21 protein-coding genes are annotated in these 22,661 nt (G+C 75.2%); 14 read left to right on the forward strand and 7 right to left on the reverse strand.

Translation table 11 applies throughout. From position 1 onward, the window contains the following. The first annotated feature begins 37 nt into the window (after positions 1 to 37). Both ACBI99_RS27955 and ACBI99_RS27960 read left to right on the forward strand, forming a co-directional pair. The gene (locus ACBI99_RS27955; RefSeq protein ID WP_375073873.1) at positions 38 to 583 is read left to right on the forward strand and encodes a carboxymuconolactone decarboxylase family protein; all 546 of its coding nucleotides are present in this window, start codon (positions 38 to 40) and stop codon (positions 581 to 583) included. Beyond that, complete coding sequence (locus ACBI99_RS27960) at positions 576 to 2,108, forward strand: NAD(P)-binding domain-containing protein (RefSeq protein WP_375073874.1); 1,533 nt, start codon at positions 576 to 578, stop codon at positions 2,106 to 2,108. Before ACBI99_RS27955 ends, ACBI99_RS27960 begins: the two co-directional genes overlap by 8 nt. Before the next feature lie 10 nt (positions 2,109 to 2,118). Here the strand turns inward: ACBI99_RS27960 and ACBI99_RS27965 are convergent, their stop codons facing one another. Further along, the gene (locus ACBI99_RS27965; protein ID WP_375073875.1) at positions 2,119 to 3,255 is read right to left on the reverse strand and encodes a glutamate--cysteine ligase; all 1,137 of its coding nucleotides are present in this window, start codon (positions 3,253 to 3,255) and stop codon (positions 2,119 to 2,121) included. Positions 3,256 to 3,378: 123 nt separating this feature from the next. Continuing rightward, positions 3,379 to 3,912: a helix-turn-helix domain-containing protein gene (locus ACBI99_RS27970; protein WP_308125928.1), complete on the reverse strand. Its 534-nt coding sequence runs from the start codon at positions 3,910 to 3,912 to the stop codon at positions 3,379 to 3,381. A gap of 38 nt (positions 3,913 to 3,950) precedes the next feature. On the opposite strand from ACBI99_RS27970, the gene ACBI99_RS27975 reads away from it, so the two are divergent. From ACBI99_RS27975 to ACBI99_RS27985, 3 genes are all read left to right on the forward strand, one after another. After that, positions 3,951 to 5,219, forward strand: a complete 1,269-nt coding sequence (locus ACBI99_RS27975) for an alpha/beta hydrolase family protein (protein WP_375073876.1) — start codon at positions 3,951 to 3,953, stop codon at positions 5,217 to 5,219. 79 nt (positions 5,220 to 5,298) lie between these two features. After that, positions 5,299 to 5,787, forward strand: a complete 489-nt coding sequence (locus ACBI99_RS27980) for a MarR family winged helix-turn-helix transcriptional regulator (protein WP_364183501.1) — start codon at positions 5,299 to 5,301, stop codon at positions 5,785 to 5,787. 72 nt (positions 5,788 to 5,859) lie between these two features. Then, entirely contained in the window at positions 5,860 to 7,293 is a 1,434-nt protein-coding gene (locus ACBI99_RS27985) for an MFS transporter (RefSeq protein WP_375073877.1), read from the forward strand. Here ACBI99_RS27985 and ACBI99_RS27990 read toward each other — a convergent pair. Further along, complete coding sequence (locus tag ACBI99_RS27990; RefSeq protein ID WP_375073878.1) at positions 7,290 to 8,600, reverse strand: FAD-binding oxidoreductase; 1,311 nt, start codon at positions 8,598 to 8,600, stop codon at positions 7,290 to 7,292. The two genes, ACBI99_RS27985 and ACBI99_RS27990, sit on opposite strands and share 4 nt — an antisense overlap. An 81-nt stretch (positions 8,601 to 8,681) precedes the next feature. On the opposite strand from ACBI99_RS27990, the gene ACBI99_RS27995 reads away from it, so the two are divergent. Both ACBI99_RS27995 and ACBI99_RS28000 read left to right on the forward strand, forming a co-directional pair. Further along, the gene (locus ACBI99_RS27995; protein WP_375073879.1) at positions 8,682 to 9,638 is read left to right on the forward strand and encodes a helix-turn-helix transcriptional regulator; all 957 of its coding nucleotides are present in this window, start codon (positions 8,682 to 8,684) and stop codon (positions 9,636 to 9,638) included. A 1-nt stretch (position 9,639) separates the two neighbouring features. Further along, on the forward strand, positions 9,640 to 10,551 hold the full coding sequence (locus tag ACBI99_RS28000) for a serine hydrolase (protein WP_375073880.1): 912 nt from the start codon (positions 9,640 to 9,642) through the stop codon (positions 10,549 to 10,551). Here the strand turns inward: ACBI99_RS28000 and ACBI99_RS28005 are convergent. Continuing rightward, positions 10,542 to 11,474 carry an MBL fold metallo-hydrolase gene (locus ACBI99_RS28005; RefSeq protein ID WP_375073881.1) on the reverse strand — a complete coding sequence of 311 codons (933 nt, stop codon included), beginning with the start codon at positions 11,472 to 11,474 and terminating at the stop codon, positions 10,542 to 10,544. The two genes, ACBI99_RS28000 and ACBI99_RS28005, sit on opposite strands and share 10 nt — an antisense overlap. A gap of 99 nt (positions 11,475 to 11,573) precedes the next feature. Between ACBI99_RS28005 and ACBI99_RS28010 the strand changes: the two genes are divergently transcribed. After that, a complete protein-coding gene (locus ACBI99_RS28010; RefSeq protein ID WP_375073882.1) occupies positions 11,574 to 12,524 on the forward strand; it encodes a GlxA family transcriptional regulator in 951 nt (316 codons plus the stop codon). A 21-nt stretch (positions 12,525 to 12,545) separates the two neighbouring features. On the opposite strand, the gene ACBI99_RS28015 is transcribed toward ACBI99_RS28010, so the two are convergent. After that, positions 12,546 to 13,499, reverse strand: coding sequence for a helix-turn-helix domain-containing protein (locus tag ACBI99_RS28015; protein ID WP_375073883.1), 954 nt, complete (start codon positions 13,497 to 13,499; stop codon positions 12,546 to 12,548). 57 nt (positions 13,500 to 13,556) lie between these two features. On the opposite strand from ACBI99_RS28015, the gene ACBI99_RS28020 reads away from it, so the two are divergent. Further along, positions 13,557 to 14,534, forward strand: coding sequence for a zinc-binding dehydrogenase (locus ACBI99_RS28020; protein WP_375073884.1), 978 nt, complete (start codon positions 13,557 to 13,559; stop codon positions 14,532 to 14,534). A 13-nt stretch (positions 14,535 to 14,547) separates the two neighbouring features. Here ACBI99_RS28020 and ACBI99_RS28025 read toward each other — a convergent pair whose 3' ends face one another. Further along, positions 14,548 to 15,111 carry an SPFH domain-containing protein gene (locus ACBI99_RS28025; RefSeq protein ID WP_375073885.1) on the reverse strand — a complete coding sequence of 188 codons (564 nt, stop codon included), beginning with the start codon at positions 15,109 to 15,111 and terminating at the stop codon, positions 14,548 to 14,550. 384 nt (positions 15,112 to 15,495) lie between these two features. Between ACBI99_RS28025 and ACBI99_RS28030 the strand changes: the two genes are divergently transcribed. From ACBI99_RS28030 to ACBI99_RS28040, 3 genes are read left to right on the forward strand one after another with little or no spacing between them, the layout of a single operon-like run. Further along, on the forward strand, positions 15,496 to 16,296 hold the full coding sequence (locus ACBI99_RS28030) for a hypothetical protein (protein WP_357593369.1): 801 nt from the start codon (positions 15,496 to 15,498) through the stop codon (positions 16,294 to 16,296). Further along, complete coding sequence (locus ACBI99_RS28035; RefSeq protein WP_375073886.1) at positions 16,293 to 17,417, forward strand: sensor histidine kinase; 1,125 nt, start codon at positions 16,293 to 16,295, stop codon at positions 17,415 to 17,417. The genes ACBI99_RS28030 and ACBI99_RS28035 overlap by 4 nt, the downstream gene beginning before the upstream one ends. After that, on the forward strand, positions 17,414 to 18,076 hold the full coding sequence (locus ACBI99_RS28040) for a response regulator (RefSeq protein WP_375073887.1): 663 nt from the start codon (positions 17,414 to 17,416) through the stop codon (positions 18,074 to 18,076). Before ACBI99_RS28035 ends, ACBI99_RS28040 begins: the two co-directional genes overlap by 4 nt. Here ACBI99_RS28040 and ACBI99_RS28045 read toward each other — a convergent pair. Further along, a complete protein-coding gene (locus ACBI99_RS28045; RefSeq protein ID WP_357593374.1) occupies positions 18,067 to 18,525 on the reverse strand; it encodes a DUF3592 domain-containing protein in 459 nt (152 codons plus the stop codon). The genes ACBI99_RS28040 and ACBI99_RS28045 overlap by 10 nt on opposite strands. A gap of 96 nt (positions 18,526 to 18,621) precedes the next feature. Here ACBI99_RS28045 and ACBI99_RS28050 point away from each other — a divergent pair, with 96 nt between their 5' ends. Both ACBI99_RS28050 and ACBI99_RS28055 read left to right on the forward strand, forming a co-directional pair. Next, on the forward strand, positions 18,622 to 21,645 hold the full coding sequence (locus ACBI99_RS28050) for a BTAD domain-containing putative transcriptional regulator (RefSeq protein ID WP_375073888.1): 3,024 nt from the start codon (positions 18,622 to 18,624) through the stop codon (positions 21,643 to 21,645). Between the two features lie 73 nt (positions 21,646 to 21,718). Beyond that, positions 21,719 to 22,654, forward strand: coding sequence for an NAD-dependent epimerase/dehydratase family protein (locus ACBI99_RS28055; protein ID WP_375073889.1), 936 nt, complete (start codon positions 21,719 to 21,721; stop codon positions 22,652 to 22,654). Positions 22,655 to 22,661 lie beyond the last annotated feature (7 nt).

Consider the following 22,661-nt stretch of genomic DNA (forward strand, 5'->3'; position numbering starts at 1 on the left):
ATCATGCAGGTGCCCGGTCGTCCGAAGGAGTTGTGTCTTGCCCCACGTCACCATCGATTCCGGCGTGCCGGGCATCCGCGGCCTGTTCGCGTTCCGGCCCGAGACGGCCCGGCCGCTGAACGCGCTGGCGGAGGTCCTGCTGCGCGGCGAGAGCACGCTGACCCGCGGCGAGCGCGAGCTGATCGCCGCCTACGTGTCAGGGCTCAACGCGTGCTCCTACTGCACCGCCTCCCACTCGGCGTTCGCCGCCGCGCAGCTGCCCGAGGGCGCGGACCTCGTCGCCACGGTCCACGCCGACGCCGCGACCGCGCCGGTCACGCCGAAGCTCCGCGCGCTGCTGGCCATCGCCGCCGCCGTGCAGCGCGGCGGCAAGAACGTCACCGGCGAGCTCGTCGCCGCCGCCGAGGCCGAGGGCGCCACCGAGGTGGAGATCCACGACACCGTGCTGATCGCCGCCGCGTTCTGCATGTTCAACCGCTACGTCGACGGCCTGGCCACCGACACGCCGGACGACGACTCCTTCTACGCCGCCTCCGCCGAGCGCATCGTCGAGCGGGGCTACACGAGCGTCGCCGATGGATGACGAACGGCACCGCTACGTGATCATCGGAGCCGGTCCCGCCGGGCTCCAGCTCAGCTACTTCCTCCAGCGCGCCGGCGCCGACTACCTCACCCTCGAACGCGAGGCCGCGCCCGGCGGCTTCTTCCGCCGCTACCCGCGCCACCGGCGGCTCATCTCGCTCAACAAGGTCAACACCGGCGAGAAGGAACGCGAGATCCAGCTCCGCTGGGACTGGAACTCGCTGCTCTGCGACGACGGCCCCGACCTGCGCTTCGACGCCTACTCGCGCGAATACTTCCCGCACGCCGACGACCTGGTCCGCTACCTGGGCGACTTCCACGCCCTGCACGGGCTGAACGTCCGCTTCGACACGCCGGTGACCCGCGTCGGCAAGCGCGACGGGCTGTTCGAGGTGCACGCCGGCGACCGCGTGGTGCGCGCCGAGTGCGTGATCGTCGCCTCCGGCTGGAGCGGCCCGTACGTGCCCGACATCCCGGGCATCGAGCTCGCGACCGGCTACGAGGACGTGCCGACGGCGGGCGAGGAGTTCACCGGCCGCCGCGTCCTGATCATCGGCAAGGGCAACGCCGCGTTCGAGACCGCGATGGCGCTGCTGCCGCACGCGTCCGTCATCCACCTGGCCAGCCCCAGCCCGGTCCGGCTCGCCTGGACCACCAAGCACCCCGGCCACGTGCGCGGCCAGTACGGGGCGCTGCTGGACAGCTACTGGTTCAAGACGCTGCACGCCGTGCTGGAATGCACCGTCGACAAGCTCGAACGGCACGGCGAGGGCGTGCGCGCCTCCATCACCTACACGCTGGCCGACGGCGAGCGGGCCGAGCTCGACTACGACGCGGTGCTGCGCTGCACCGGCTTCGTCATGGACACCGGCCTGTTCGCCGAGGAGTGCCGGCCGGAGATGGCGCCCGGCGGGCGGCTGCCGGCCATCCGGCCCGACTTCCGCTCGGCCAACGTCGACGGCCTGTACTTCGCGGGCACGCTGATGCAGGCGCGCGACTTCAAGCGGGCCTCGTCGGCGTTCGTCGACGGCTTCCGCTACAACCTGCGCGTGCTGGCCGCGCTCCTCGGCGAGCGCTACGACGGCGTCCCCCTGCCCGAGGGCGCGGTGCCCGCCGAGGCCGAAGCGCTGACGCGGTCGATGCTGGCGCGGGTCAACCACAGCTCGGCGCTGTGGACGCAGTTCGAGTACCTGTGCGACGCCTACGTCGTCGACGGCGGCGTACGGCACTACCGGGACCTGCCGGAGGACTACGCGGTCGAGCGGTTCGGCGGCGGCGGGCTGACGTTCACGGTCACGCTGCGGTGGGGGCGGCGCGACTACGCCGACGTGTTCGCCATCCGCCGCCACCCGGAGCCGGAGCGGGCCGAGGAGTGCGCGTTCCTGCATCCGGTCGTCCGGGCCTGGCGCGGCGGCGAGCTGCTGGCCGAGCGGCACCTGCTGGAGGACCTGCAGGCCCGCTGGGACGACCCGGTCCGGCACGCCGAGCCGCTGCGCGCGTTCCTGGCCCGCTGGCTGCCCGGCTGAGCCCGGCCGGTCAGCGGGTGAAGCGGCCGATCAGGTCGTCCACCACGTCCGTCAGCAGGCCGCGCCGTGCGAAGGCGGCGCGCTGGCGGGCCGCGCCGCTGCCCGACGCGCGCAGCCGCCGCCACAGCTCCTGGACCGCCTCCAGGTCGCCGCTGGCGGCCAGCGCGGGCCGGACCAGCTCCAGCAGCTCGGCCACCAGCTCGATGGCGGGACGCGGCACGCCGGTGAACGGGTCGACCGCGTGGCCCTCCAGCCCGTCGCGGGCGCTGCGCCAGTAGGCCACGCGCAGCAGCGGCTCGGCCGGCCGGGGACCGGGGTCGCCGTCGCGCGCCCGCTTCGCGCACACCGTCACCAGCGCCCGGACGAGCAGCGCCAGCAGCGTCGCCTCGGCCGTCGAGGCGGGCACGTCGCCGACGCGCACCTCCACGGTCGGCAGGCGGGCCGACGGGCGGGCGTCCCAGAACAGGGTGCCGGGGTCGACCACCGCCTCGGACGCGGTCAGCGCCGCCACCAGCCGGTCGTGCTCGGCGGCGCTCGCGCAGTAGGGCGGCGGCCCGGCCACCGGCCACTTGCCCCAGGCCAGCACCCGCCAGGCGGCGTAGCCGGTGTCGCGGCCCTCCCAGAACGGCGAGTTGGCCATCAGCGCGATCAGCGCCGGCAGCCAGGGCCGCAGGTGGTTGCAGACGAGCACGGCCAGCTCGCGGTCGGGCAGGTGCACGTGCACGTGCCCGGCGCAGATGCTCTGCTCGTCGTGCAGCGCCCGGTAGGCGGCGATGCCCTGGTCGTAGCGGGCGCCCTCGGTGATGGGCGGCGGCACCGCGCCGGGCAGGACGGGCGTCCCCGACGCGATCACGGCCAGCCCTTCGGCGCGGGCCGCGGCGGCCACCGCCCGGCGCATGCCCGCGAGCTGGCCGCCCAGCTCCGCCACGCCCGCGCACGGAGCCGTCTTGGCCTCCACCTGGAAGCGGGTGATCTCCGCGCCGACGCGGTCGCCGAGCTCGGCGGCGGCCCGCTCGACGACGGCCCGCGCCCGCGGGGCGACCGCCCGCGTGACCGGGTCGACGAGCAGATACTCCTCCTCGACCCCCATGAGCGGGGTGACGGCGTCGAAGGGGAGGTCGAGCGTGGTCTCTGCGGTCGCGGTCATCTCATCTCCGGCTCACGGGCGGACTTCCTCCCGATCATGCTGCCGTAACCGCCACCCGGCCGCGAGGACCTTCGCCAGGTTCAGGGGTAGCGTGCGTGGCCCGGCCCAGGGAGGCCGGCGTCGCTATCCGGCGTCCTCGCTCGGGAACAGGATCGGGCTGAGCAGGTAGCGGGACCGGCCGGGGCCCGGCTCGTTGGCCAGCTTGGGCGCGATCGCCGCGCGCAGCCCGGTGATCAGCTCGTCGAGCTCCTCGGGGCTGAGCCAGACGGCGTGCTGCCGGTAGCCGACCAGGTCCGCGATCGGGTCGGCGTGCTCCCGGTCGAGGTAGGCGTTGAACTCGGCGAGCAGGATCGCCATCGCCGTGGCGAAGCCGCGCCGGTGGTCGTCGGGCGTCAGCGTCCGCATCAGCTCGGCGTCGATCACCGCCCGGTCCTGCCGCAGCCGGTAGCGGCGCTCGACCGCGCCGCGCACCCGCTGCTCGCCGGCCACCTCCAGGACCCCGCCGGCCGCCAGGAGGTCGACGTGCCGGTAGACGGTGGCCTTGGAGACGTCGGGGATCAGGCCGCACAGCTCGGTCGTGGTCAGCGTCCGCCCGCCGCGCATGGCGTGCACGACGCGCAGCCGTACGGGGTGGCCCAGGAGCTCCAGCGTGTTCACTCCCGTACGATCTCATGTCGTGCTACCGTTCTCAAACTATGAGAATGTTAACGGGGGCGGAGACGACCGCCCGGACGGTCGCCGAGCTCGCACACGCGGGACGGTTCGCGGAGCTCGAGCGGCTGTTCGCGGCGCCGCTGCGGAAGCTGATCGACGCCGAGGCGGTGCGCGCGGCCTGGACGGGCGCGATCGCCGAGCGGGGGCCGGTCACCGGCATCGGCGAGCCCGCGACCGAGCACGCCGGGCCGGGCCCGGCCCGCGTGAGCGTCCCGGTCACCGGCGAGGGCGGCGGGCTCGCCGTCGTGGTCGCCGTCGACGCCGACGGCCTGCTGCACGACCTGCGGCTCACCGCGCTCACCCCGCCCTGGGAGCCGCCGCCGTACGCCGACCCGGCGGCGTTCGCCGAACGCGACATCGTGATCGGCGACGGGCCCCTGGCCGTCCCCGGCACGCTGAGCCTGCCGAGCGGGCCCGGCCCGCGTCCGGGCGTCGTCCTGCTCAGCGGGGGAGGGCCGTTCGACCGCGACGCCACCAGCGGGGCCAACAAGCCGCTCAAGGACCTGGCCTGGGGGCTCGCCACGCGCGGGATCGCGGTCGCCAGATTCGACAAGGCCACCCACGTCCACGCCGCCGCCGAGCTCACCATGACCGGCGAGTACGTGCCGTACGCGACCGCCGCCGTCCGCCTGCTGCGGGACGAGCCGGGCGTCGACCCGGACCGCGTGTTCGTCCTCGGCCACAGCATGGGCGGCAAGGTCGCCCCGCGCGTCGCCGAGGCGGAGCCGGCCGTCGCCGGTCTGGTGATCATGGCCGGTGACACGCAGCCCATGCACGAGGCCGCCGTCCGCGTCGTCCGATACCTCGCGTCGCTGGACCCGGGGCCGGACATGGACGCCGCCGTCGAGACGATCACCCGGCAGGCCGAGGCGGTCGCCGACCCGGCCCTGTCGCCTTCGGCCCCGGCGCAGTCGCTGCTGTTCGGCCTGCCCGCGCCGTACTGGCTGGAGCTGCGCGGCTACGACCCCGTCGCGACGGCGGCGGCGCTGGAGCGGCCCATGCTCATCCTCCAGGGTGGCCGCGACTACCAGGTGACCGTCGAGCACGACCTGGCGGGCTGGCGCGCCGGGCTCGGCCACCGGCCCGACGTCACGATCCGCGTCTTCGACGCCGACGACCACCTGTTCTTCCCCGGCACGGGCCCGTCGACCCCGGCCGGGTACGAGCCCGCGCAGCACGTGGACCCGGCCGTGGTCGCCGACGTCGCGGCCTGGATCGGAGGCCGATCGGGGGAGGCGCCGGCCGGGTGACGCGGAGCGTGGCGGAGCGCCTGTCCGTGCAGGGTCGTTGCGGATAATCCGGATGGGGACGATTGGCTAGGCTGGTGGCATGACCGCAATGGCGCCCGGCCGCACTGAGCCCGACCTGTCGTTCCTGCTCGACCACACCAGCCACGTGCTGCGGACGAGGATGGCCGCCGCGCTGGCCGAGATCGGCCTGACGGCGCGGATGCACTGCGTGCTCGTCCACGCCCTGGAGGAGGAGCGCACGCAGATCCAGCTCGCCGAGCTCGGCGACATGGACAAGACGACGATGGTGGTCACCGTCGACGCCCTGGAGAAGGCCGGGCTGGCCGAGCGCCGCCCGTCGAGCACCGACCGGCGGGCGCGCATCATCGCGGTCACCGAGAAGGGCGCCGAGATCGCCCGGCGCAGCCAGGAGATCGTCGACGGCGTGCACCGGGAGGCGCTGCACGCCCTGCCGGAGGCGGAGCGCGAGACGCTGCTCGCGGCGATGCGGCGGCTGGCCGAGGGCCACCTGTCCACCCCGGTCGAGGTCGCGCCGGGCGCGCGCCGGGCCCGCCAGTCCCAGAAATAAGTCCGACGGGGATCGTCTACAACAAAACCATCTGTTAGGGTCTCACCTGTCCGCATCTGAACAGGAGAGGCCATGTCCCCCACCCCATCGCGCCCGCTCGCCCTGATCGCGCTGTCGGCCGCCGGCCTGATGACCATCCTCGACGGCAGCATCGTCACCGTCGCGATGCCCGCCATCCAGCGCGACCTCGGCTTCACCGCGGCCGGGCTGAGCTGGACCGTCAACGCCTACCTGATCCCCTTCGGCGGCCTGCTGCTCCTGGCCGGGCGGCTCGGCGACCTGATCGGCCGCAAGACCGTGTTCCTCGCCGGAAACGTGATCTTCGCCGCCGCGTCGCTGCTCGCCGGCCTGGCCGCCACGCCCGCCGTGCTGATCGCCGCCCGCTTCCTCCAGGGCGCCGGCAGCGCGCTGGCCTCCGCGGTCGTGCTCGGCATCCTGGTGACGCTGTTCACCGAGCCACGCGAACGGGCCAAGGCCATCGGCGTGTTCAGCTTCACCGGCGCGGCCGGGGCCTCCATCGGCCAGGTGCTCGGCGGCGTCCTCACCGACGCGCTCTCCTGGCACTGGATCTTCTTCATCAACCTGCCGATCGGCCTGGCCACCGTCGCCCTGGCCGTCCGCGTCCTGCCCGCCGACCGCGGCGCCGGCCTCGCGGCGGGCGCCGACACGCTCGGCGCAGCCCTCGTCACCGGCGGCCTCATGCTCGGCATCTACACCGTCGTCAAGATCGAGGAGTACGGCTGGGCCGCCGGGCACACGCTGGGCCTGGGCGCGCTCTCGCTCGCGCTGCTGGCCGGGTTCTTCGCCCGCCAGGCCACCGCCCGCAGCCCGCTCATGCCGCTGCGCGTGCTGCGCTCCCGCAACGTCGCCGGCGCGAACCTCGCCCAGATGCTGAGCCTGTCGGCGATGTTCGCCTTCCAGATCCTCGTCGCGCTCTACATGCAGAAGGTGCTCGGCTACGGCGCGCTGGAGACCGGCCTGGCGATGCTCCCGGCGGCCGTCGCCATCGGCGGCGTCTCGCTGTTCGTCTCCGCCCGGCTCAACGACCGGTTCGGGGCCCGTGCCGTGCTCGTCGCCGGGCTGGTGCTGCTGCTCGCCGCGATGGCCTGGCTCACCCGGGTGCCCGTGCAGGCGTCGTACGTCCCCGACCTGCTGCCCGTCATGCTGCTGATCGCCGGAGGCGGCCTGGTGCTGCCCGCCCTCGCCACGCTCGGCATGTCCGCGGCCAGGGCCGACGACGCGGGGCTCGCCTCCGGCCTGTTCAACACCACCCAGCAGATCGGCATGGCGCTGGGCGTGGCCGTCCTGTCCACCATGGCCGCCTCCCGGACCGGCGAGCTGCTCGGCCAGGGCGCGACCCAGGCGGCGGCCCTGACCGGCGGCTACCGGCTGGCGTTCGGCATCGCGGCCGGGCTCCTGCTGGCGGCGCTCCTCGTCGCGCTGACCGTGCTGCGCACGCCCGCCCGCGCCGCCGCCGCGTCACCCGCCCCCGTGGTCACGCACTAGGACGCGGGCGCGACGTTGTAGTTGAACCGGAACACGTTGCCCGGGTCGTACACCGCCTTGATCGCGGCCAGCCGGGCGTGGTGGGCGGCCGGGTACGCGGTGCGCACCAGCTCCGGGCCGGCGGCCTCCCCGTGGCCCATGAAGCTGAGGAAGCGGCCCAGCGTCCACGGCCGCAGCTCGCGGAACACCTCCGCGGGCGCCGGCCGCCCGTCCATCGTCAGGACCGCCAGCATGAACGCCGCGTCCCGGTGCCCGACCGCGTTCGGGCGCGCCGGGGGAGCGGCCAGCGCCCCGCCCAGGTGACGCAGCTCCACGATGACCTCCGGACCGGCGTGCGCCAGGATGATCCCCGCCGCCTTCTCGTCCAGCTCGCGCAGCATGGCGTTGTCCGCGCCCCACGGCATCGGCGTCGGCGGGTCGTCGTGGATCGAGGCGCACTCCGCGTACGGCATCTCCCGCAGCGTCTCCAGCACCCGCGGGCCGACCCGCCGCAGCGGCTCGACCAGGCGCTCGCCCTCCTCCGCCGGGCCGGTGTACGCGATCCGCACGTGGCACAGCCGCCCGTCCGGACCCGGGATCAGCGCCAGCGAGGAGTTCATCTCCGCCGGGACGCCCGCGGTCCACTCCCGGTACGCCTCCAGCACCCCGGCGGCGAGCCGGGCGTCGAAGAACAGGCCGCCCCCGTACAGCCGGGACACCTCCACCAGGCCGAACTCCAGCGCCGTCACCACGCCCACGTTGTCGCGCCCGCCCACCAGCGCCCAGTACAGGTCCGGCTCGGAGTCCGGCGTGACCCGGCGGGCCCGGCCGTCGGCGGTCACCACGTCCAGCGCCAGCACCCGGTCGGCGGCCCAGCCGTGGGAGCGCCCCAGCAGCGCGAGCCCGCCGCCCAGCACGTACGAGACGACGCCCACGTGCGGCGCCGACCCGTTCAGCGGGGCCAGCCCGTACGGCGCGGCCTCGGCGATCACCTGGCCGAGCCGGGCCCCGGCCGCCACCCGGGCGGTCCGCGTCTCCGGGTCCACCTGCACGCCGGTCATGCGCCGGGTCGAGATCAGCACGCCGCCCGTCGCGGGGACCGAGAAGCCGTGCCCGGCGCTCTGCACCGCCACCGGCAGGCCGTGCGCCACCGCCGCCTCGACCGCGGCCGCCACGTCCCCGGCCTCCCGGGCGCCGACGATCACGTCGGGGCGGTGCCGCACCGCCAGGTTGAAACCGGTCAGCTCCTCCTCGAACCCGTCCTGGCCAGGCAGGAACACCGGTCCGGTCACCCGGCCGGCCAGCGCGGAGGCAAGGGTGCGCGTCATGTCGTACTCCGTTCGTCTCGTCAGGGTCAGCACGGCCAGCCTGGCGACATAACATGACATCTGCCGTCATATTCTGAACGGGTGAAATTCGACCGGCTGCTGTCGATCATGCTGGTGCTCCAGCACCGGCGCCTGGTCCCCGCCAAGGAGCTGGCCGAGCTGCTGGAGGTGTCGCAGCGCACCATCTACCGCGACCTCGAGGCGCTGTCCGCCGCCGGCGTCCCCGTCTACGCCGAGCGCGGCAAGCACGGCGGCGTCGGGCTGCTGGCCGGGTTCCGCACCGACGTCACCGGGCTGACCACCGACGAGGCCAGGGCGCTGTTCGTGCTGAGCGCCCGGGGCGCCCACGCGGCGCTCGGCCTGGACCAGGCGTTCGGCTCCGCGATGCGCAAGGTGATGGCCGCGCTCCCCGCGCCGCACCGGCCCGCGGCCGAGCTGACCAGCCGCCGCATCCTCGTCGACCCCGACCGCTGGCTCGCCGGCCCCCGCCCCGACTTCCCGCTCGACACCCTGCTCGACGCGGTCCTCGCCGACCGGCGGCTGCGGCTGCGCTACCGCCACAGCGGCCAGCGCGCCGTCCGCGGCTACACCGTCGACCCGTACGGGCTGGTCGCCAAGGCCGGCGTCTGGTACCTGGTCGCCGACCACCGGCGCGGCCCGTACCTCTACCGCACGGAACGCATCTCCCGCGTGACCGTCACCCCCGAGCCCGTACGCCGCCGCCCAGGCGTGGAGCTGGCGCAGGTGTGGGACGAGCTGCGCCGCCAGGTGGAGCAGCGCGGCGACGGCATCCGGATCGAGACGCGCATCCGGCGGTCACGCCTTGACATGGTGACCCGCATCGCCGGCGGCTACTTCAGCGGCCCGCCCGAGGATGACGGGCCCGACTGGGTGCGCGTGCCGTTCACCTACCCGGAGCTGGGCGCGGTCTGCCACCTGCTGCAGTTCCACGCGGACCTCGAGGTCACCGCGCCGCCCGAGGCCCGCGATTACCTGTCCCGCGCGGCCTCCGCGATCTCCGCCCTGTACCGTGACTGACATGGCGGACGAGCTCCAAGAGATCTTCGACCGGGCCGGATGCCAGGGCGCGCTGTGCGTCCGGCCGCTCACCGGCGACGCGGAGATCGGCCTGCGCTCCGCCGAGCCGGTCGTGCCCGCCTCCGTGGTCAAGGTGCAGATCGCCCTGGAGGCCGAGACCTGGTTCGCCGACGGCCGCCTCGACCCGCGCGAGCGCGTCACCCTCCGCGCCGCCGCCCGCACGCCTGGCCCGGTCGGGACCTCGCTGTTCGAGGACGACACGGTCATCTCGTTACGGGACATGGTCACGCTGGCGCTGACGATCAGCGACAACCACACCGCCGACACGCTGCTGCGCCGCACGGGCGTCGCCGCGGTCAACGCGACCGCCGCGCGCCTCGGGCTGGCCGCGACCGTGGTCGAGTCCGACCTGGCGGCCATGCTCGACTCGATGGGGCGCGAGCTCGGCCGCGCGGGCTGGGAGGACCTGGTCACCTGGTCGGCGGGCGCGCCGCCGGAGGAGGTGGCGCGGGCCGAGCGGCGGCTGCCCGGGTGCCGCGCCCTCGACCCCGCGCGCGGCACCCGCACCACGCCGCGCGACATGACCGAGCTGCTGCGGCTGATCTGGTCCGACGCCGCCGGCCCGGCCGCCGCGTGCGCGCGGGTGCGGGCGCTGATGGGCCGCCAGCTCACCCGCCACCGCATCGCGAGCGGCTTCCGGCAGCCCGTCCGGGTGGCGGCCAAGAGCGGCGGCCTGGCCGGGGTCGTCCGCAACGAGATCGGCGTCATCACCTGCCCCGACGGCGGGCGCTACGCCGCCGCCGTCTTCACCCGGTCCGAGCCCGGCGCGGACGACGCGGCGATCAACGCCGCCATCGGCGCCGCCGCCGCGCGGGCCGTCGCACTGCTGCGCGACACCGCCGGTCAGGGATAGCGGGCGTTGACGAACGGGCTGGTCAGGTGGGCCGTCGCCAGCGTGGCGCGGCGGCGCCTGGCGTCGGCGAGCAGGGCGCGGCGCGTCTCGGCGGCCACCGCCTGGTCCGCCTCCAGCGCGTAGCCGACGCCCGGGGCGACCAGCTGCACGGCGTGCACCAGCACGTCGCCCGTGATCACCATGCGCCGGCCGTGGCCGTCGACCAGCACCGACTGGTGGCCCACGGTGTGCCCCGGCGTCGGGATCGCGGTGAGCCGGCTGCCACGCGCACCGGCCAGCCGCACCTCGCCGTCGATCTCGCGGAGCTGTCCCGTGCGCTGCAACGGCACGATCAGGTAGTCGCGCATCGGGCTGGTCGCCGCGAGCCGCGCCACCTCGGTCCGCTGGACCACGTACCGGGCGTTCGGGAACGTCGGCACCCCGTCCGTGCTCACCGACCAGCCCATGTGGTCCTCGTGGACGTGGGTCAGCACGACCAGGTCCACGTCCGCCACGTCGATGCGGGCGGCGGCGAGCAGTTCGGGCAGCACGCCCGGGGCGGCCCACGCCGAGCCGGGGCTGCCGGCCGGGCCGACCCCGGCGTCGACCAGCGCGATCCGCCCGCCCGGACGCCGCACCGCGTAGCAGCGGAAGTCGAGCTTCCAGGCGAGGTCGGGGCCGAACGCGCCCGGGTCGGCCCGGCGGGCCCGCTGCCAGTCCGCCTCCGTCGCGTCCGGGAACATCTCGGTACGCGTCGCCGGGAACGTGTCGGCGGAGTCGCGGAGCGCCACCACGTCGAAGGCGCCCACGGACCTGGACGTGATGGCCCCGCCCGGCGACGCCCCGGCGTGGGCCGCCGCGGGAACGGCGGCCGCGGGCAGGAGCGCGCCCGCCCCGGCGGCGACCGCGCCCCACAGGAACGTCCGACGATGCACTCCGGTCATGATGTGTCTCTCCTCTGCGTTCGGCTCCGGGATCATCCTGATCGGGGCGGCGAAGGCGGCAGGAGTAGCAGGAATGCCAACATGCGCTACATTCCTGCCATGCGCAGCGTCGCTCTGCTTCTGCATGACGGGATGAGCGTGCTGGACTACTCGGTCGCCTGCTGGGTGTGGGGAGCCGACCGCTCCCATGCCGGGGTGCCGCGCTTCGACCTGCGGCTCTGCTCGGTCGACGGGGCTCCGGTCACGATGGAGCCCGCCGCGCGGGTCCAGCCCGCGCACGCGCTCGACGGCCTCGCCGACGCCGACCTGATCGTCATCCCCGGCGCCGGCGTTCCCCAGGGGCCGCTGGACGGGCGGCTCGCCGACGCGCTGCGCGCCGCCGCCGGCCGGGGCGCCGACCTCGCCGCCCTGTGCAGCGGCGCGTTCGTGCTGGCCGCCGCCGGGCTGCTCGACGGGCGGCGCGCCACCACCCACTGGCTGCTGGCCGGCCGGCTCGCCGAGGCGCACCCCGACGTCACAGTCGATCCGGACGCGCTGTTCGTGGCGGACCGCGGCGTCTGGACCTCCGCGGGCGCCACCGCCGGCATCGACCTGTGCCTGCACCTCGTCCGGCTCGCGCACGGCGTGAACGTGGCCAACACCATCGCCCGCCACCTCGTCGCCGCCGGTCACCGCGACGGCGCGCAGGCCCAGTACGTCGCCAGGCCGGTGCCCGCGACCGGCTCGGCCGCCCCGGACATCGCCGCCACCCAGGCGTGGGCGCTGGAGCGGCTGGACCAGGCGCTGACCGTGGCCGACCTGGCCGCCCATGCCCGGACCAGCCCGCGCACGTTCGCCCGGCACTTCGCCGACTACACCGGCACCACCCCGGCCCAGTGGCTGCTGCACGCCCGCATCGCCCGCGCCCAGCAGTTGCTGGAGTCCACGACGCTGCCCATCGACCAGGTCGCGGCCCGCTGCGGCTTCGGCGTCACCGCGCTGCTGCGCCGCCACTTCGCCCGGCTGATCGGCACCTCGCCGGGCCGCTACCGCCGCCTGTACGGCCACTGAACCCAAGCGCGGGGGCTGTCCTCAGGGCGCCATCAGCTGGTCGGCGAGCGCCGTCCGTGCGTACAGCACCTGACGGCCCGCCCTCGTGCGGGACAGCAGCCCGTTGCGCCGCAGCACGGCGAGATGCTGGGAGACGGCGCTGGGCGTGACGCCGTGCCGCCTGGCGAGCTCCGACGTCGACATCGGGTCGTCCAGGGTCGCCAGCAGGCTCGCCCGGGTGGGCCCGATCAGCTCGGCGAGCGCCTCCGGCGGGGGCGCCGGGGACGCCTCCCACAGGGTGCCGATGCCCCGGCACCGGTAGATCACGGTGGGCGGCTCGCCGGGCCCGACGGGCGCGATGGTCTGCGGCGCGAACAGCGTGGGCACCAGCCACAGGCCGCGCCCGGCCACGTCGGCCTCGTAGTCCAGCGAGGCGCCGCCGTACACGCGCAACGCGCCGTCGGCGAAGCTCACCCGGTGGTCGAGGCCGCGCAGCACGGCGGCGGCGCCGTCGGCGGCGGCCTGCCGCGCCCGGTGCAGCAGGTCGGCCTCCAGCACGGCCCGCATCCGGGGCCAGTGCGGGGCGACGGCCGCGTCCCAGTAGCGTCCCAGCACGCCGGCGATGGCGGCCGGATCGGTCGTCCCGGGCAGCGGGTGGGTGCCGTAGACGGCGCGGAAGTCGGCCAGGGCGCGCTCCGGCGGGGTGCCGCGCAGGCGGTCGAGCTCGCCGGCGATGTCGGGTGAGCGTACGGCGGGGCGCGGGGTGAGGAAGTCGGGCAGCCAGTCGCGGCCGGGGCTGAGCAGTCCGTCGAGCACGGCGACGTCGGCGGGCGCCGCCCCGGCGAGCGCCGCGCGGGCCCGCCGGATCCAGGGCAGGTGGATCGCGTGCCGCTCCGGCCGCCGCAGGGCCCACAGGCTGGTGACGGTCTCCAGCAGCGGTGAGCAGGCGAAACGCACGTCCGCGAGGTCGTCGACGGACAGCCGGTAGGTAATCATTAAGCCAGAGCCTAAATCAGTGTCGGCGTGGGGCGGCTCCCGGTTGACTCCTCGGCCATGGCTGTCATCGTGCATCAGGTGGCCCGGCCCCACGAGTGGCCGGACACCGGAGACTTCGCATATGTCAAGATCCCCGACCCGGTGCCGGGCCCGGGACAGGCGCTGGTGGAGAACCTCTACCTCTCGGTCGACCCGTACATGCGGGAGCGGATGGACACCGACGACCTCGGCATCCCCCTGGAGGGCCGCTCCATCGGCCGGGTCGCCGACTCGCGCGACCCCCGGCTCGCACCCGGTGACCTGGTCTTCCACCGCCAGGGGTGGCGCAGCCACGCCGTGGTCGCGCCGGAGGACGTCCGGATCCTGCCCCGGGCGCCCGGCGTGCCGGTCACCGCGTACCTGGGCGTGCTGGGCGGGACGGGCCTGTCGGCGTACGTGGCGCTCACCCAGGTGGCCCGGCTGCGCGAGGGGGAGACCGTGTTCGTGTCGGCGGCGGCCGGGGGAGTGGGCAGCGCGGCCGGCCAGTTCGCCAGGCTGCTCGGCGCCGGGCGGGTCGTCGGCAGCGCCGGCTCGGCGGCCAAGGCCGCGTACCTGACCTCCGAGCTGGGCTTCGACGCCGCGATCGACTATCGGGCGGGCGACCTCGGCGGCCGGCTCGCCGCCGCCGCGCCGGACGGGATCGACGTGTACGTCGACAACGTGGGCGGCGACCACCTGGAGGCGGCCATCGGCGCGCTGCTCCCGCACGGGCGCATCGCCTGGTGCGGCGCGGTCGGCCAGTACAACACGCCGGTCCCGCCCGCCGCTCCGCGCAACCTGTTCGACGTCGTGGGCAAGCAGCTCCGCCTGGAGGGCTTCCTCGTCCGCGACTACGGGCACCTGCAGCCCGAGCTGGAGGAGTTCGCGATCCCGCACCTGCGGGCCGGGCGGCTCGTCGCGGCGGAGACGGTCACCGAGGGCCTCGACGGCATGGCCGACGCCTTCATCGCCATGCTCCGCGGCGGCAACGTGGGCAAGATGATCGTCAAGCTGTAGCGGGACCGCGCCGCTACCGTGCGCCCGCCCGGCTCTCCAGCCAGTGCACCAGCCCGCCGCTGAGCGGGATCTGGACGTCGGTGACGTCGAGCAGCACCACCTCCACCCCCCACCGCATGCTCGTCTCACTCACCCGGTCGGCCAGCGCGGCGTGGTCGTAAGCCGCCAGCGCCGGCAGCTCGGCCAGGTCCCGCTGGGCGATGTGACGCCGCAGCTCGCCCTCGACCGCCATCGCCGTGGCCGCCGCCGGGCTCTCGACCGCCGTCGCGAACCGTACCGGATCGGTCACCGCCGTCAGCGCGGCCGCCGTGACCTGAACCGTCACCCCGTCCCTGGTCACCGCGCCGGGGCAGGACAGCTCGAGCGGCTCCAGCCGCAACGGCACCCGCACCTCCCGGTCCAGCACCGGCCACATGACCACCGGCCCCGGCCCGCGCACCCCCTTCGTCCGCCCGAACCTGCGCACCACCAGCCGCTCGTCCTCGCCCACCACCCGGAAGCACCGCCCGGCGATCACGAGAAGGGACAGGCCCAGCAGGATCCACAGCCCGGGCTCAGCGATGTCGAGTGCGTCCATATGGGCCCTCTCCCTCCATGGTCGTGCCGCGGCCATGCGGGTGAGCAGGCGCTCCGGGGGACCTTCCGCCCCTCACGCATGGCCCTACAGTCTGCCCGTCCCCGGCCGGGAACTCCATCGGGCCTGACACCCATCTCCGGCCGGGCCACCATGTAGACGGGAACCGCAGGTCGCGCGGTCAGCGGCGGCAGGCGGCCAGGGTGGTGAGGATGACCTCGGCGAGCCGCTCGTGCGGGTACGGGCCGGCTTGACGCCGTCCTCCGGACCGGCGAAGCCTGACCCGCCGCACCGCATCCGGGCTGGTTGTCAATACCTCTGGGGTCTTGGGCTCGGGGGACCTGGTGGAGACGCGGGGGCCCGGGGCGGGGCGGGATCGTCGACGGCATGCGAATCTCCAGGCTTCAACTCGCGGCGGCGGTCGTGTCGCTGCTCACTCTCATCACGGCCCTGGTGACGGCGGGGCTGCCCGCGCCGTCGTACACGGCCGGTTTCGCGCCCCATCTCGTGACGGCGGGGGCCGCGCTGGCGGGGGCGGTGTTCGCGCTGGTCCCCCGGCTGGCGCCGCTCGGGTGGGCGGCGGCGGTGCTGCTGCTCTGGTCGGCGGGCGGGGTGGTGCTGGACGGGTTCCGGGCGTTCTTCGCGGTCACCGGCATCCCGGCGGGCGACTTCGCGACGGTCGACTGGCCGGGGATGGCGGGCCGGGCGCTCGCGCTGGCCGCGACCGGGCTGGTGGGCGCGCTGATCCTGCGGCGGACCCGGGTGCCGGGCGGGCCCTGGCTCGGCTACACGGCGTTCGCGCTGGGCTTCGTCTACCCGACCGCCAAGCTCTACTGGTCGTTCGGCGGCGAGTTCCTGCGCCCGGCGGTGTACGCGGAGGGGTTCCCGTACGGTGAGCTGGTCATGCTGGTGATGGGCGCGGCCGGGTCGCTGGCGCTGGTGCAGGGGTGGGGGCGGCGGCTGCCGCGCCGGCTGGTGCTGGCCGGCGGCTGGACGGGAGCCGCCATGCTGGCCACGATGGGAAGTATGTCGGTTTTCGGCACGCTTGCGCAGCTTCTCGGGGTGACCGACGGCCCGGTGCCGCTCGGCGACGCCTCGGCCGTCATCATGGTGTCCGTGGTCTATGGAAGCTGGCTGCTGTTCGGGCTCGCCGTGGGTGGGGCCACGCTGGCCTTCCAGCGCGGATGAGCCCCGCCCGCAGGTTCGACGTCACCGTCGCGTTCGTGCTCGGACTGCCGGTCTTCCTGCTGTCCGCCGTCGTGGCCGTGCTGTCCGTGCCGGGCCCGAGGGCGATCGTCCTGGTGGCGGCCTGCCTGGTGGCGCACGTGGCGTTCGCGTTCCGTCGGGACCTGTGGGCGTTCGCGGTGATCGCCGGGATGATGGCCGTCCAGGCGGCGGTGACCGGCCTGTTCATGGTGCTGCCGACGGTCGTGCTCTTCCCGCTCGCGCTGTATTCGCGCACCGCGTACGGCAGCCCGTACCCGCCGCTGGTCGTGGGCGTGGCGGGGGCGGGGCTGGCGGCGGCCAGGTTCGCCACCGACGCCAGCGTGGCCGCCGCCCGGCTCGGCCCGGACCCGTGGATGCTGCTCGGCCTGCTGCTGGCCGTCGTCGTCGCGGCCTGGGGCCTGGGCCTGCACCGCAGGAGCCAGCTCCGCTACGTGGAGCTGCTGGAGGAGCAGGCCACGATGTCGGCCGAGCGGGCCACGCTGGCGGAGCGGGCCAGGATCGCCCGCGAGATGCACGACGTCGTCGCGCACGCCCTCGCCGTGATCGTCGCCCAGGCCAGGGGCGGCCGGCTGGTGCCCGCCCGCGCCCCGGAGGTGCTGGCCACCGTCGAGGAGACCGGGCGGCAGGCGCTCACCGAGATGCGCGGCCTCGTCGGCGTCCTGCGCGCCGAACCGGCCGGGCTCACGCCGCAGCCCGGCCTCGCCGACCTTCCCGGCCTGCTCGACCGTACGCGCGCGGCCGGGCTCGACGTCACCATGACCGCCTCCGGCGAGCCCAGGCCGATCGGCCCGGGGGCGGAGCTCGCGCTCTACCGCGTGGTCCAGGAGGCGCTGACCAACACGCTCAAGCACGGTGGCGGCGCGGCCCGCTCGTCGGTGGACGTGTCGTGGACCCGGGGCGCGCTGGAGGTGACGGTGACCGACGACGGCCCACCCCCCGCCCCGGGCAAGCCCCCGGGACACGGGCTGGCCGGGATGCGCGAGAGGATGGCGGCCGTCGGCGGCACCGTGTCCGCCCGGGCCGAGGGGGAGCGGGGATTCGTGGTGAGGGTCCGTCTGCCGTACCGGGAGGGCGCGCGATGACGATCAGGGTGTTCGTGGTCGACGACCAGGACCTGGTGCGCACCGGCACGGCCATGGTGATCGACGCGCAGGACGACATGGCGGTCGTCGGCGAGGCGCGCGACGGGCTCGACGCCCTCGCGGGGCTGGCGCGCGTCAGCGCCGACGTGGTGCTGATGGACGTGCGGATGCCGCGCCTCGACGGCGTCGAGACCACCCGCCGCCTGCTGGCCGGGGGCGGCCCGAGGGTCATCGTGCTGACCACGTTCGACCTGGACGAGTACGCGTTCGCCGCGCTGCGGGCGGGCGCGTCGGGGTTCCTGCTGAAGGACGCGCCGGCGGACGAGCTGGTGGCCGCGGTGCGGACCGTCCACGCGGGCGACGCGGTCATCGCCCCGTCGACCACCCGGCGGCTGCTCGACCACGTCGCCCCCACGCTGCCTCGGCCCGCGGACCCGGGCGTCCAGCTCACCGAGCGGGAGCGGGAGGTCCTGCGGCGCATCGCGGCGGGCGAGACGAACGCCGAGATCGCCGGCCGCCTCTACATGGCGGAGGGCACGGTCAAGACCCACGTCGGCCGCATCCTGGCCAAACTGGGGCTCCGCGACCGCGTCCAGGCGGTCATCTGGGCCTACGAGCACGGCTACGCCAGGACCGGCGGGCCCGGCCCTCACGCGTGACCCCGCCGCCCCCTGACGAACAGCACCGCGCCCACGGGGGTGAACAGCAGCCCCAGCCCGCCGACGATCAGCGGGCCGAGGAAGCCCGACGAGAACGAGGCGATCCGCGCGTCCGCCGGGTCGCCCGGGTCGTAGGCGACGGGCACGCTCTCGCCCGTCGCGTAGGACGGCGGGTTGCTGCCGGTGGAGTCCCGGAACGTGTACGTCCGGCCGCCGACGCTGAACTCCACGGTCGGGTACCACACCGACTCCCGGCGCCGGTGCCCGTCGGAGTTGCGAGGCTTGGTGGTGATCCGCTCCGTCATGTCGACCACGGTCCCGTCGGCCCGCCCGGCCGAGGACAGGAAGCTCGCCGAGGAGACGGCCAGCGCGACGCCGACGCCGAGCAGCACCAGCCCGACCACGCCGAAGATCGCGCCGAGCAGGGTGAGAGGCCGTCCGATGCGCATGGGACGAGTGTGGCGCAAAGGGGACAACTGATTTCGACTGCGCGAACCGTTGATCAACAATACGGTGGGGTCATCGCGAGTGCGGGAGCGTGGTGCGTGACGGAACTGGCCTGTGGCGTCCTGGGCCCGGTCTTCCTCCGGGTGGCCCAGCGGACCGTCGAGCTGAGCGGCAAGCAGAGCGCCCTGCTCGCCGTCCTCGTGCTCGACGCGAACGCCACCGTGTCCCGGGACCGCCTCGTCGCCGCCCTGTGGGACAGCCCGCCCACCTCGGCCGTCTCCAACCTGCAGACCTACGTCGCCCGGCTGCGCAAGGCGCTCCCGGCCGGGATCCGCATCCTCACGAAGGGCACCGGCTACCTGCTGGAGGCCGACGCCGGCCTGGTCGACCTGCTCGTCTTCGAACGCGAGACCCGGCTCGCCCGCTCGGCCGCGGCCGAGGGCGCGCCGGAGGCCGCCGCCGGACACTACGAGCGCGCGCTGGCGCTGTGGCGCGGCCAGCCCGCCGAGGGCGTCCGCCTGCCCGCCGGCGTGCTCGCCCGCCTCGACGAGCTGGAGGAGCGGCGCACGCGGACCCGCCTCGACCACGCCGAGACCAAGCTCGGCCTCGGGCACGCCCAGGACGTCATGAACGACCTGCGCCGCCTGCTGGCCGAGCATCCCCTCCAGGAACGGGCCTGGTACCTGCTCATGCTGGCGCTGGCCCGCACGGGACAGCGCGACATGGCGCTCGACGTCTTCCGGCAGGCCCGCGACGTGCTCGTGGGCGAGCTCGGCGTGGAGCCGGGCAAGGACCTGCAGCAGCTCCAGGCCAGGGTGCTGGGCGGCGACCTGCCGTCCGGCGCGCCCCCCGGGCCGCGTGACGGGGGCGTGTGCCAGCTCCCGCCGGACGCCGCCGACTTCGTCGGCCGGGCCGACGAGCTGGCGGCCGCCCTGGAGACGCTGCGCCCGGCCCGCCCGCAGGCGGGCCCCGAGTCGCCCGTCCCTGTGTGCGTGATCTCCGGTCAGGGCGGCGCCGGCAAGACGACGCTCGCCGTCCACGCCGCCCACCACCTGCGGCGCGACTTCCGGGACGGCCAGCTGTACGTGAACCTGCACGGCGCGGGCCAGTCGCCGGTCACGCCGGAGACGGCACTGGGACGGTTCCTGCGCGCGCTCGGCGTCGACAGCGCCGCGATCCCGGCGAGCCTGGAGGAACGGGCGGAGATGTACCGGGGGAAGCTGGCCGACCGGCGCTTCCTCGTGGTGCTGGACGACGCCGCGGACGAGGGTCAGCTCCGCCCGCTGCTGCCCGGCACCCCGGGCTGCGCGGTGCTGGTCACCAGCAGGCGGCGCCTGACCGGCCTGCCCGCCGCGCGCCGGATCGAGCTGCCGCTGATGCCGCCGGGCGAGGCGCGCGAGCTGCTGCGGTCCGTCATCGGCGCCGAACGGGCGGCCGAGGCGGCGGGCGACACCGACCGGCTCGTCCAGCTCTGCGGCGGCCTGCCCCTCGCCGTGCGGATCGCCGGGGCCAAGCTCGCCGCCCGCCCGCACTGGAACGTGGACCAGCTCGTCGCCCGGCTGCGCGACACCCGCGACCGCCTGCGGCACCTGTCCCACGGCTCCCAGGCGGTGCGGGCCACGCTCGCCGTGGGCTACCAGGGCCTGACGCTGCCGGCGCAGCGGCTGTTCCGCCTGCTCGGCCTGCTGGAGGCGCCGGACTTCGCCGCGTGGACGGCCGCCGCCCTGCTCGACGCGCCCCCGGCCGAGGCCGAGGACCTGGTCGAGGAGCTGGTCGACGTCCGCCTGCTGGACGTCGCGGGCCGCGACCGGAGCGGGCAGACCCGGTTCCGCTTCCACGACCTGACGCGCGCGTACGCCCGCGAATGCGCCGAGGCCGCCGAGACGGAGGCCGAGCGGACCGCGGCGGTGCGGCGGGCGGTGAGCGGCTGGCTCGCGCTGACCCGCCAGGCCCACATCAAGCTGTGCGGCGGCGACTACCAGCTCCCGCGCGGCGGCGACCTGCTCTGGTCGCCCGGCCCGCAGGTCACCGACGGGCACGTCCTGCCCGACCCGCTCGCCTGGATCGAGGCCGAACGCGCGGCCCTCGTCGCCGCCGTCCGCCAGAGCGCCACGCTCGCGGCGTGCTGGGAGCTCGCCGCCGCGGCCATGCACCCGCTGGAGACCCGCGGCCTTTACGACGAATGGCACGCGATGCACGAGACCGCCCTGGCCAGCACCCGCGCGACCGGCGACGTCCGGGGCCAGGCGGTCGCCCTCTACGGCCTGGCCCGCCTGTACTTCGCCCGCAACGAGCTGGCCCGCTGCGAGCAGGTCATCGAGGAGTCGCTGGCGCTGTTCGACAGGGCCGCCGACCCGTACGGCCACGCCCTGGCCCAGGTCACCCTGGCCGAGCTGCACCGCCTGCGGGGCCGCGCCGCCGACGCGCTCGCCTGCTACGAGCAGGCGGGCGACGGCCTGGCCCGCGCCGGCGACCGGTTCACCGAGATCACCCGCGTCCGCGGCATCGGCCGCCTGCACTTCAGCCAGGGCCGGTACGACCTCGCCACCCGCCACATCCGGCGCGCGATCATGCTCGCGGACCGCACCGGCGACGTCCGCTCCCGCGAGTTCACCCGGATCGTCCTCGGCGAGATCGAGCTCGAACGCGGCGACCTCGCCGCCGCCGAGGACTGCTTCAGCCGGGCGCGGGCCTGCCTCGACGAGCTCGGCTTCCCCATCGGGATCGCCTACGCCGTGCTCGGGCTCGGCATGGTCAGGCTCGCCCAGCACGACCTGGCCGACGCCGAACGCCGGCTGCGGCACGCCCTGGAGATCTACCACGGCGTCCAGGACCGGGTCAGCCAGGCCCGCGTCCTGTTCACCTGGGCCGACCTGCGGCGCAGGCAGGGCCGCTCCGGCGAGGCGATCGCCACGCTGACCGAGGTCATCGCCATCGCGGGGGACATCCCCGCGCCCCGCCGCCAGGGCCTGGCCCTGCGCGCCCTCGGCGACCTGCACCACGAGCTCGGCGACCTGCCCCAGGCCGCCGACGCCTGGCGGCGCGCCCTCACCGTCCTCGGCGCCGCCTCGCCCGAGGCGGCCGAGCTCACGACGAAGCTGGAGCTGCACGGCCGGCCGTGAGGCGCCGATGTCACGTTCGCTGCCGCTGGATCCGTCTGGATGCCGGTACGCGGACGATGACGAGGAGGCTGTCATGAAGGTTCTGGTCGCGGGGGCCACGGGGGCGATCGGCCGCCCCCTGGTGGCGGCGCTGGTGGAGGCGGGCCACGAGGTGCTGGCCCTCACCCGGAACGCCGGGGTGCGGGTTCCCGGCGCCACCACGGTGGTGGCCGACGTGCTGGACCGCGACGGCCTGCTGCGCGCGGTCGGCGGGCTGCGCGCCGACGCGCTGATCCACGAGCTGACCGCGCTGGCCAAGACCCCGGCCCGCTACGCCGACATGGCGATGACCAACACGCTGCGCACCACCGGCACCGCGCACCTGCTGAAGGCCGCCCGCGCGGTCGGCGCGCGCCGGTTCGTCACCCAGTCGATGGTGCCCGGCTACGGCTTCCTCGACCACGGCGTCAGGCCGCTGACGGAGGAGGACCCGTTCGGCCAGGCGCGCGGCGCGAGGACCGACCCGGTCGTGGCGGCCATGCGCGCCACCGAGCGGCAGGCGTTCGAGGCCGACGGGATCGACGGCGTCGCCCTGCGCTACGGCGCGTTCTACGGGCTGACCGCGTCGCGGAGCTTCGTGGAGGCGCTGCGGTCCGGCAGGCTGCCGGTGCCGCGCGACGGCGGGCGGACCATGGCGTGGATCCACCTCGCCGACGCCGCCTCGGCCACCGTGGCTGCGCTGGAGAAGGGCGCGGCCGGTCAGGCGTACAACATCGTCGACGACACGCCCGTCACCTGGGGCGAGATGTTCCGCGAGCACGCGCGCGCGGCGGGCGTCAGGCCGCCGCGCGCGCTGCCGGACCGGGTCATCCGCCTGGCCGCGCCGTACTTCGCCGCCCTGATGGTCGACACGTCGATGCGCGTGTCGAACGCCAAGGCCAAGGCCGAGCTCGGCTGGACGCCCGCCCTGCCGGGCTACCGCGACGGCGTGCGGCGCGACCTCACCTCCCGTACGACCCCGGCCGGCTGACCGGGGC

This window comes from Nonomuraea sp. ATR24, assembly GCF_041950485.1.
In the GTDB taxonomy this organism is placed as follows: domain Bacteria; phylum Actinomycetota; class Actinomycetes; order Streptosporangiales; family Streptosporangiaceae; genus Nonomuraea; species Nonomuraea ceibae.